The sequence below is a fragment of the Haloarchaeobius baliensis genome, assembly GCF_052060055.1.
Classification (GTDB): domain Archaea; phylum Halobacteriota; class Halobacteria; order Halobacteriales; family Natrialbaceae; genus Haloarchaeobius; species Haloarchaeobius baliensis.
The window spans coordinates 82,218-93,259 of record NZ_JBPPFR010000003.1 but is presented as its reverse complement, the minus strand read 5'-3'; the positions used below and the strand labels follow the sequence as shown (position 1 = coordinate 93,259).

Here is an 11,042-nt window from a genome sequence, read left to right as displayed (position 1 = left end):
AGTCCCACCGAGCGTCTTCGAGACGCTCCGCGGACTCGCGCCCCTCTCGGGCGGGCGAGCAGTCGCTCGAATTGCGAGCGACCGACTGGTTATGACCGGGACTTTCCATCGGCATCCGTAAGCCAGCCAACCTTAAGATGTTATCAAGCCCACATTTCTACATTCAATGTGGTCCCTGTAGCACCACATCCGATGTGACCGAAGAGGGTATTTACCCGCAGACGGCCTCCCGTGCTGTACCAAACACCACCGTCGCTACACCAGACGGTGCGTGGAGAGAACACCCTCCCCATGATAGCACTACAGCCAGAGGCCATCGAGGTCGCCAGCCGGTGGCTCATCCTCGCCGGGCCTCTCTCACTACCCAGCACAGCCATCGACGCGGCCTCCTCGGTGGCCCCGTCGCTTCGAGCAGCTGGCGGCCCGCTCCAACCTCTCGGATTCGGCTTTGGATCTGGCGGTTTTCGACTCGGCAATAACCTCAACCTCATACAGACGCTTACGCGTGCACAAGTACTCTACTCGGACGCACTCCACTCGACCCCAGATGTACAGCGAGCTTTGGTCCTTCCCTTACAATCCGGCACGGACCTCAGCACGCTCGTTGCCGAGCTGAAAGATGCAATCAGGGTCCCCGGCTGGGTCGGAACCCTCCTCAAGTGGAGTGGCCTCATCACGATGATTGTCGGCATCATCGCGTACTTCATCAGCCCCTCTCTGAACAACCGACGGCGCGGATTCATGATGGCGACCACAGGTATCGTCATCTCGATTATCGGCTTCGCCTTCCCCGTCTTCATCCGCCTGCTTGACCATGTCCTCTCAGGCTGACTCCCCCCGGAAGGGGGCCGACGTTGACAGTCAACGGGTCGACCCCGAGGCCGAGGACGAGTCAAAGACCAAGACCGGGACTGGGACCGGAGCGCACCAGGACGACACCACGCTGGGAGGGCGTGTCACGTCGGCTGGTCGCGCATTCCGAACCGGACTCTCCGAGCGACGTCTCAGTCTTCCCCGGCTCAAGCGCACCGACGGGCGGTACGCACAGCACATCCACGCGTGCATTACGATAGCGCTCGTGGGATCGCTCCTGCTCGCGTCCGTCAGCGTCGCCGCCGCTGGCCTGGGGGCTATCACCGCAATCCCGTCCCCCGACCCCGGTGTCGAGAAGTCCTACGACGATACCTACCGTATCCTCGCGAACAACGACGACGACGTCGACCCGAGTGACATCTCCTACGACGGCTACTTCGAGAACGACTATCCATACGGGCCGGTCGAGCTCCAAGCCAAATCGCAATCACCCTCACAGACACTCCGATACGTCGCGACGCAAGACCTCTACATCAGAGACCTCAGCGATTTCCAAGCCGCACCGTATCGAGATCGGTGGACGCGCTATGCCGATATCACCTCCTACCAGGAGACGCAGTTCCTCCTTGTCCACGGCAACAACACCTATGACGGCCCGACGAGCACCGATGGAAAGTGGTTCGTCCGCGTCACCAGCCAATACGGTGAGTGGCAACCCGTCTATAATGCCGAGGTCAGGTGGGACCGTAGCACGGAGGAACTCTACGTGGCAAACCCAGAGGAAGCGCTCATCCACACCGCGTACTACTCGAACACGATAGACCGAAACCTCCACGCCGCCGGCCAGTACTCGCGGTACGCCCAAGACTCCGACCTGGTCGCCATCCCGACGGTGAATGGCCGAGCACTCTATCCGACCAGCGATGGCGCGAGTATGTCCCGACAGTGGGGGCAGTCGAACTTCGACACCGTCCGCGATGCGTGGGTCGGCATCAACCACGTCTTCGGTGGCGTCTGGTATCGCGATAGTTACGTCGTGGGCGGAACCCCCACGCGGGGAGCCTACGTCCCGTTCGACCACCGAGCCATCGCACCGCCGGACTACAGCTACGACGACCAGTGTAAGATAAAGCACATCCACCGCCGAACGCACACCCACGATAACTCTACGCACACGCACACAAGTACCCACTGGCACTACTACGACCGGACGAAGTGGGCCGAGTACGAACTCATCAACTCTAGTGCGGAAGTCACCTCTGTCCAGCTCGACCGCCCCGGATTCAGCGGTGAATCCGACTGGGCGAAATTCGGTGACACAACCTGGATTGCTATCGAAGACCCGTCGAGTATGCCCCTCGAATACCCCCGAGGGGAATACACCCTCACCGCCACGCTCCGGGTGACCAGCGAGGTCGAAAGTCGCTGGGGCATCACGAGTTCGCGGTGCAACGAATGGTCGAAATCCAGTACGAGCACGTACACTCACACGACGCAATACAGCGTCCCTGTGACGATCACCGACTTCGATTCGCCCAATCTCAACATCAGCGTCGTTCACATTGACGGTGAAGGCGACGACCGACTGCTCATCACGTGGACGGGCGACCAGGACCTTCCCCACGACCCGTGGAGACAGATTCAGGTTGACGTCAACGGGAAAGTCGTCAATATCGATTCACCGTGGCGCTTCTACGGCGTCTCACGGAACGACGCGGTCGAAGTCCGGACGGCAAGCGGATCGAACACACACGACGTAACCCACACGCACGGCGACCGCTGGCCAGCCATCTACCACTATCAGACGAGCGTCGCCAACGTCACGATGGAGTTCCCACGTCAACAGGACTCCGTCGAAACCCAACGCTGGGGCTACCTCCGAACTGTCGATACGCAAGTCGCAGCGCGACCCGGTGGAGCACCGCTCCCTGCCGGCGTCAGCGACACGGACAACGACGCACCAACCGAACTCTACACGCAGTACGTCGTGACCCTCAACTCCAACGACCTCGAAACTGGCGAGACGGCCACGGCGACCGCCGACAACCCCTTCGGAAGCAGTCTCGACGACCAACTCAACGTCTCCACTAAACCCTACTCTCCAACCGTCCTTCGGCTGATGGAGATAGATCGCTCACCCACCGGCGAAGGGCACGAGGGCACACTCATCTTGACCGATACGAACAGCAACTTCCTCGACAACAAGACCATCACCGTCACCCAAGCAGACGCGACGAACTGGACCGTCACCACCGACTCTGAGGGGCGTGCCTCAGTTACGTGGGACGGGATGACCCTCCGAGCCAGGTACGACGGCGATGTATGGGACACCGGCCCGGACAACCCATACTACAAGGGTGACAGCATCCTGTATCTCCTTCCACCGGGAGACGTTGCCTTCGTAGCCGCCGGCACCGTCGGCGAGTACATCTCCGGGGCAATCAATAACACACTCCTCTTCGTCGAGTGGCTCGCCCTCGGTATCTTCGCGTTCTGGTACGTGCGGATGCGCCGCCGCACGACTAAACGCGGCGGAGGGAAGAACGCATGAGTAGCGTCGGCGGCTTCGTCGAGCCCTTCCTCCGCATCTACCAGATCGCAGAGGTACTCGGGCGCTACGGGATGCTCATCGCACTCGTGGTCGGCGTGATAGGATGGTTCTACGCCTCAAAGGACGCCCGCTCGATGGACCGCTACCGGGGGATGGCTGTCGGCGGCGCAAGCGGGTTCGTCGCCATCACAGGCCTCGACGTCCTCTATGATGTCCTCGTGTTCATCTTGGGGTCTCGATTCCTCCCCGCCGGCTGGCCATACGGCGCGGTCACGGGTCCACAGGCAAGCTCGATCTCACAACTCGCCACTGCCCTCAGTCTCGCACTTGAAGCGCTAGGCCTCGCCGTCTTCATCATCGGGATGACCTGGTGGGCATTCGGCAGCCGCGACTCGCTCGCCAACGCCCGAGGGCGGCGGGGTATCGTCATCGGTCTCACGCTCGTCGGGGCGAGTATCGGCGGCAACGTGTTCAGCACGCTCGCATGGATTCTCCTCTGACCGTCTCACCTCCATAACTACAGACTCAAATTCAAACACTCCAGACCGCACAGACACCGACAATCACGATCACGAAGACCAGCACCGACCGGGGCACACGGCGGTGGATGAGGAGGTCATCGACCCGACCGACCTCCCGGTATTCCCTGAAGACACGCTCGCCCGCCGAATCATCGACCGCCTCAAAGACCGCCGAGTTCTCGCTGTCCTCATCATCGTCTTCGCGCCGATGGTCGGCTGGGTCGGATTCACGATGTACTCTGATCTGACGTCGCCGAACTACGCGTCAGCGACCATCTACGACGAAAATGGTGGCTACCTCGAATCCGTCGAGGGTCCCGTCGCCGCGACGTGGCGCGAACTGGCCATCGGGCTCTCAGAAACCGAGTCGCTCGACCCCGGCCACGGGATGTTCTTCCGCCACAAACAGGAGAAAGAGCGTGCCTACGTCATGCGAGATATGACCTTCCCCATCGACATCATCTTCATCGACGCCGACGGGACCATCACGACCATCCACCACGCCGAACTCGAAACCGACGGCGAACCCTATACGGAATATCGGGGGCGAGCGAAGTACGTCCTCGAAGTACCATACCAGTGGACGATTGAGAACGACATCGCCGTCGGCGACACAGTGCAAATCGAGTGGGGCCCACCGCGAGTTCGCAACGGCGGTTCGACTGTCGTCGCTATCATCGAGGACGAACACGGACCCGATGTGGTCGCCCCCGAGCCATACCGTCCCCCGAGTTCCCCCCGATCGAGCGCTTGAGTCAGGTCACGGGGGCTGTTGTTCCTACGCAACACAGTGTACTCAATTTGGAGGTCAATTGTTGCGTAGGATTCTCGGAGGCGATGTCTCACGGAAACCAGTTGAATCGCGCCAGCGAACACGCACAGTGCGTCAGGCTCTGTTGAAATCCTCAGAAATTGACAGAGAGTGCGTGCAAGATACAGGGCGCGAGTCGGTCACCGTCGTCAATCAGAATCGACGCTACTCGAATCTGTAGAGCTAGGCGACATCCCATTTGTAATCCTAACCTTCATGCCAGAATGATAGCATATGTTACGAGAGAATGAGTTCACCCTCGTTCTCTATCACCGTCCTCAGTCTGATGAACCAGATACTGGCTGCAGGCGTTCTACTCGTTTTCTGCGCCGGTACTGTCATTCTAATTTGGGCCGAATTTTCGATTGTCCACGCCGCAACGTCGGGTGAAGATCGCGTCTCACCGGAGGAGAAATCCAACTGTCCTGAGTGTGGGTCTCGTAATCCGGTCAACAGACAGCAGTGTGACTACTGTGGCGTGCCATTACCTGCTGAGACGTAGAGTCGCCTGCGTAACAGCGCACTCAGGTACTGAAACCTGAATTGAACCCACACTGGTTGCTGTATCTATTCTCTATATTCAGCACGGCTGCTGAGAATTATCAACGACTAATAATTTCAACAGAGTCAGCTATTTGATTGTGGAGAGCGACCGGCGGGAAAGACCGCGTGGGTGGCTCTGCTCAGTCGTCACCAGGCATTGAGAATGGCTGGTCACCCGTGTATGAGAGAACTGGGAACGCCGGGTTCTCAAAGACATCGGCCTCGGGGAATCCGACCGAGTCCAGAATCTCGTTGACCGCCTCGTCGAACGTCTTGTTCGCGAGTGGGTTGTAATTCTTGTAGGCCGTCAAACGCGTGTGCGTATTCCGGTGCAGACAAACGTTGATCGTCGTCCGGGGTTCGTCACAGTCGGTAGCAATACCCGTGGTTGGTGTGGTGTTTTTGGCTGACACTTCAATCACTCGATGGACTGGGTCTACGCGGAGGGTGTTCCCTTATCCGGAGACGCTTACGTATGGCATGAAAATAAACTGAGCGGTCACCCCCACAATCCCGCCCCTCCGCGAATCCCACGCAAACCCGTGTATATTTTCGAAACGCCGAAATCAGCCGCATGGACTGTTCACGAAGCGGTCCTCGACTATTGCTCTGACCACATCACTACATCCGCTACATTACCACATCCAATGTGGGCTGCGCTTCTTTATTCTCGTTCTCGCCGTACTCGTGTTCGAGGAATCACATGAACACCCTCCCTGTAACGAAACACCTGAAGAAGCACCGAATGACTGTTCTCATGGGCCTCATCACACTGACCCTCTTCGTGCAGCCTGTCGCGGCACAGACTGGCACGAGTGGTCTGGAAGGCATCATGACCAACCTGTACGACACCGTCCTGCTCGTCCTCAAGTACGCAGGTCTCGTCGGCCTCGCGCTAGGCGCAATCGTCTGGTTCACCGCCCGCAAGAACTCCGACCGTGCAGAAAACGGGATGTGGCTCATGATCGGCGGAGCCAGCATGACGATCTTCTACTTCGGGGTCACCGTCTTCGTGACGCTCCTCGAGTGGATCGCCACCCCCTGACCCGGCAGGGACGGATAGGAAACACACCTCAATCATCGTCCCACTCGTGCCCGAATAACCAACCGGGCCCTTTCCGAGTGGCTCGTTTCACAGCTCGGGAGCGACAGCTTCCGAGGCATTACCCCGTGGAACACCGGCGTCCCCGGACGAGACGCTCACCCGCCAATCACGATAATGACCGAGCACACCAACAGCAATCGAATCGTCCCGCCCACCGGGACTCTCGCGACCATCGCACGCCCCACCGGGAGACCTCTCCCCGGCCGCGTAGAGGTGATGCGATGACCGCAACGCCCTCAGACCGCGAAACACTCGACCAGGACGCCGACGCTCCAGAGAGCTCACAGCCCCCCAAGAGCGTCTTTGAGCGGAAAGGCCTCGACCTCTCGCGTCTCCGGGCCGACGCTCCGAACTCCACGACGGACGCGAGCGAGCACCAGAACGACCGTACAGAGGAGGAAATCCCCGCAGAGACTCGCACAGAGTCATCTGACCTTGACCGCGTCAAGACGCCAGCAACCGCAGGCGACCAGGATGCGTCACGTGAGGACCGTCTCGCCGACTACGAGGACGTCGAAGTGGGGTCCGGGCCCGGAAAGAAACTCGGCGACCCTATTGAAGCCCGCCCGTACATCCACATCTCCCCCGCTCGGGAGCAGGTCACGCCCGGTAACATAATCGCCGGACTCTTCGGCCTCTATCGAGCCGGCGTCACCGACACTGGGCGGTTCAACCTCGCGGGCCGCCTCGGACTCAAAGACACGAAGAAATCTTTCGAGTTCGTCATTCACAAGCCGCGAGACACCAAACGCTTCGACTTCTACGTCTCGGTAACGCCCTACGACGCAACCGCGTTCAAGACACTCGCTGCCAACATCGCCGCGATGTATCCCGAGTCTTTTGAATTCGAGATCGTCCCGTTCAACCCCGTGGCCGCGTTCGCCAGCGACAACGGCAACGCACAGGTGGGCGGTCGGCGGATTGCGACCCTCGAAGATATTGGCGACCTCGAGCGCCTCAGCGGGTTCGAGGATCCCGCCGTGTTCGAGGACCACGATATCGGCCGTGGCGACGGGCCCTCACCAAAGGAAGCCGAGCAGCAACTCATCAAGAAAGGCGTCCCCCTCCGTCCCGAGGAAGTCCCCGAGGAGAAACGCCCCTCGCTGGTTCGCTGGAAAGGCATCTCGTCGAAAAAGAACGACTGGATGACGCTCCTGCGGCCGTTCAGCGACATCGCGACGGACAACGACGACCAGTATCGGTCGCCCCTGAGCGTCCTCCTTGAACAGGCTGTGCACGCCGACGACCCGTTCATGTTCCAGGCCGTGTTCAAACCACGACCCGACTGGACGAGTGAAGCCGAAGTCCACAAGCGCAACCTCAAGATGGGCAACCACGGGACGTTCAGCGCGTTCAAAAACGAGTTCGCCCGCCAGATGTTCGGTACCTCAGAACAGGAACGCCGCAACATCCACCGAGGCGATATCTCAGAACAGGTCGGGGGGACCGTCACCGCCGGTGACAGCAACAAAATCACCGGCTCGCGGATGGCCCAGATCGACCACAAACAGCCCACGACGACGTTCGACCTCACGCTCCGGGCCGCCTGTAACGAACAGACCATCCAGAGCATCTCGAACGCCTTCACCTCGCTGTCAGGCCCCTACTACGGCATCGAAGGCGACCTCCTCGGCATCAGCGACAAAGAGTTCGCCGCGCTCTGTCACGCCCGGCTTGCGACCTCGAGCGGGCTCTCCGGGCGCTTCAGCAAAGGCGACCCCATCCTGTGTGCCTCGCCCGACGAACTCGCGAACTTCGTCGTCGTCCCCCACACGGACGCACTCCCCCGCGCGAGTCGCGGATCCTCCGGCGGCTCACCCGACGCTCGCTCGCCACTCACTGCGACTGACGAGGACCTCCTCTCGCAGTATAACCACGGGATGTGTATCGGGTACGCCGAGACTGCCGTCGACAACCGGCCGGACATCCCGATCAGCCTGAGCGCCGAACAACTCACCCACCACGTGATGCGCGCAGCCACGACGGGTGGCGGGAAGACCACCGCGATGATTAACGACACCCTCAGCGCCTACGAGTCGTTCGACGGCCCCATCTTCGTCTTCGACAAGAAGGGCGGGTCGATGGCCGACCAGTACAAGCGCGCCCACTTCAAGAAGTTCGGGAACCTCGACGACGTCGTCCATATCACCGTCCCTGGGCCGAACGACGAGGTCCTCGCGTTCCCCTACTTCGATATTCGCCCGCAACTCGCCGCCGGCGTCAGTCGAACCGTCGCTGTCCAAGAGAAAATCGACCGCTACAACGAACTGCTCGTGTACGTCCTCGGTCGAGAAATGGCTGACCAGGCGTTCGTCGCTCAGGAAATTCTCAACAGCCTCATCAAGGCGATGTTCGACCCCGTTCACGGCCAGGATGCATGGCCCATCAGCGACCTCCTGACTGCGGCGATGGACATGCAGAAACTTGGGAGCATGAACGAGGAAACGAAGGCCCAGGGGAAGCTCCCACCCGTGAGCGATGCCACGCTCCACCGGACCCTTCAGCGCCACGTCGATGCTGACCGCCAGCGGTTCATGACCTCCATCGACGCGGTGATGAATCGGATAACGAAACTAGCAGAGCGGTCGTTCATCTGGCGGATTCTCAACTTCGTCCCAGAATGGGACGAGGAGAACGGGCACTACGCCCACCAATCGCCGATGTTCGACATCCAGGACATCCTCGCCAGCAAGCGCGTCGTTCTCATCGACACCGGCGACCTCCGGCCCGCCTCGAGCAACCTCTTCACGTTCATGTTGCTCGATTACATCTGGTCCGGCGCTCGCCTCCGCCATCGCCTCGGCAAGACACCGCCTGTCAGCGATGGCTACGTCATCAACCTGATTATCGACGAGGCTGCACCGCTCCTCCAGTCCGAACTGGTTCGCGACGACATGATCCCCGACGGCCGTGAGTTCGGCCTCGCCCTCGAGGTTATCGTTCACTTCGCCGAGCAGGTGAAATCCGACGCCCTCGACGTCTCCTCCTACAAGGAGATTCTGCGGAACATCAACACCAAACTCATCGGCAAACTCGCCGTCGACGAAGAGCTGGTGATGACACTCTTCCACGAGGGCATCGAAGACGAGGAACTCGTTGACCGGATTACGTCACTCCCTCGTGGGGAATGGGTCGCCCAACTCCCCGACACGGGCTTCATGACCGACGTTCCCGAACTTGTCACGCTCCTGCCGGTCGGCATCCCCGCAGGCCACCGGGACTCGGACGACCCCGTGAACGAGGATTCAGTCTCACCCTACGGTGACTCCTTCGGGGGGATCGACGCGAAGAAGACACGCCAAACACGGGACGACTACTGTCTCATCCCCGGAAGCAACACGGACCCCTCCGCCGAGCAACTCTCGGCATCCCACACCGGCTCTGGGGTCGATGCCACCGATCCGAACGAACACCACAACGATGTGCCCAGCTCCGGCCCCGACTCCGACTCGAAGCCCGAAGAAGACGTCTGGGAGAGTCGGCGGAACGTAGCAACTCAGGTCGGGACGCAACCCGCAAATGGTGGCGATCAGAATGGACCGTCGAGGCCTGTCACCCGGCCCGCCGACGACCTCACGGACGACTTTGGTTCGCGCCGAGCAGCCAGCGAAGGAATCGGTGGCGCTCAGGCCGAATCTCCTGCTGAACGTGGCGGTGAAGATTCGGTAAGCAATCTGGAAAATCGTATCAACGACTTCCTCTACAACGGGGCCGACCCAACCACCACGGACGAGACTGCTACCGCCGTTGCACAGGGCGGCGTGGAGGGAGATACGACCCGCGCCGATGGAGCGGGGGCGGCCACGGAGAATCCTTCGGACGCTGACCACGCTGACCGGCACGATACCTGGCTCGGTGGCGTTGGCTCAGGAATAGACGAGAATCTGACAGTTCAGGAACGCCAATTTCTCGCTGCCGTGGTGACGACTGTGAACGGTCGACATCCCAAGTTCGATATGCTCGATACGATGAAGCCGATAAATAGTCACTTCTCTGAGGTAGACCCCGACCGGCTCATCAACCTCGGCTACCTCGAGAAGGTGACCGAGAATCTCCGTGTCTACTACACCGTCACCGAGGACGGTCAGCGTGCGTGTGGCGCTCGCGTCGCCTTCGGTGAAGACCAGGGTGACGTCAACGAGAAGACCTACCACAAGGTGATGGTCGAGGCACTCGCTCGCACACTCGCGAACGATGAAACCTCTCACTATTTCGTCAATCGATACACCCCGATCTTCGGGACGGACGTGAAGCCAGATGTCGTCGCGTACAAAGACGACAAGCCAGCTGTGATTGGAGAGGCGATCTGGAACGTTCGCCACGAGCACATCGTCAAGCACTACGAGGACTTCAACCGCTTCGACGTCGAGAAGAAAATCTGGGTCGTCCCAAATCTCTCAGAAGCGTGGAATATCGCGCGGGCTCTCGCGAACGCCGGCTTGATCGACGAGCTCCCCGCCAAACGACGGGGGCGGTCACACGGTGAACTGACCGAGTCGATCTGGGGGCCGGATGGAGAATGGGAGTTCGTCAGCGCGGCCAATCTACTCGATGAACTTGAATAACCATCTCCGGCGGTGCGCGCAAAGTACGCGCACGGCGCGCACAACAGGTAGGGTCCTTGTGCCTCCAGAATCCGGGTCTGAGACCGCCTCCTACCCGTCGGGACTTAGCGCACTCGCGCAAAACGGCCCAGAA

Annotated in this window: 7 protein-coding genes; 6 read left to right on the top strand and 1 reads right to left on the bottom strand. The window is 60.3% G+C overall.

What is annotated here, in order from left to right:
* The first annotated feature begins 291 nt into the window (after positions 1–291).
* The 4 genes from ACSG06_RS17335 (at position 292) to ACSG06_RS17320 (ending at position 4,639) form a co-directional block, all read left to right on the top strand.
* Positions 292–831: a hypothetical protein gene (locus ACSG06_RS17335; protein ID WP_440991545.1), complete on the top strand. Its 540-nt coding sequence runs from the start codon at positions 292–294 to the stop codon at positions 829–831.
* Positions 815–3,364, top strand: a complete 2,550-nt coding sequence (locus ACSG06_RS17330; RefSeq protein WP_440991544.1) for a hypothetical protein — start codon at positions 815–817, stop codon at positions 3,362–3,364. The genes ACSG06_RS17335 and ACSG06_RS17330 overlap by 17 nt, the downstream gene beginning before the upstream one ends.
* On the top strand, positions 3,361–3,864 hold the full coding sequence (locus tag ACSG06_RS17325) for a hypothetical protein (RefSeq protein WP_440991543.1): 504 nt from the start codon (positions 3,361–3,363) through the stop codon (positions 3,862–3,864). Before ACSG06_RS17330 ends, ACSG06_RS17325 begins: the two co-directional genes overlap by 4 nt.
* A 103-nt stretch (positions 3,865–3,967) precedes the next feature.
* Complete coding sequence (locus ACSG06_RS17320; protein WP_440991542.1) at positions 3,968–4,639, top strand: DUF192 domain-containing protein; 672 nt, start codon at positions 3,968–3,970, stop codon at positions 4,637–4,639.
* 740 nt (positions 4,640–5,379) lie between these two features.
* On the opposite strand, the gene ACSG06_RS17315 is transcribed toward ACSG06_RS17320, so the two are convergent.
* Complete coding sequence (locus ACSG06_RS17315; RefSeq protein WP_157837765.1) at positions 5,380–5,550, bottom strand: hypothetical protein; 171 nt, start codon at positions 5,548–5,550, stop codon at positions 5,380–5,382.
* Positions 5,551–5,942: 392 nt separating this feature from the next.
* On the opposite strand from ACSG06_RS17315, the gene ACSG06_RS17310 reads away from it, so the two are divergent.
* Positions 5,943–6,284 (top strand): TrbC/VirB2 family protein, encoded by a 342-nt coding sequence (locus ACSG06_RS17310; RefSeq protein ID WP_440991541.1) that lies wholly within the window; start codon positions 5,943–5,945, stop codon positions 6,282–6,284.
* Between the two features lie 281 nt (positions 6,285–6,565).
* Positions 6,566–10,909: an ATP-binding protein gene (locus ACSG06_RS17305; protein ID WP_440991540.1), complete on the top strand. Its 4,344-nt coding sequence runs from the start codon at positions 6,566–6,568 to the stop codon at positions 10,907–10,909.
* Positions 10,910–11,042: the final 133 nt, after the last annotated feature.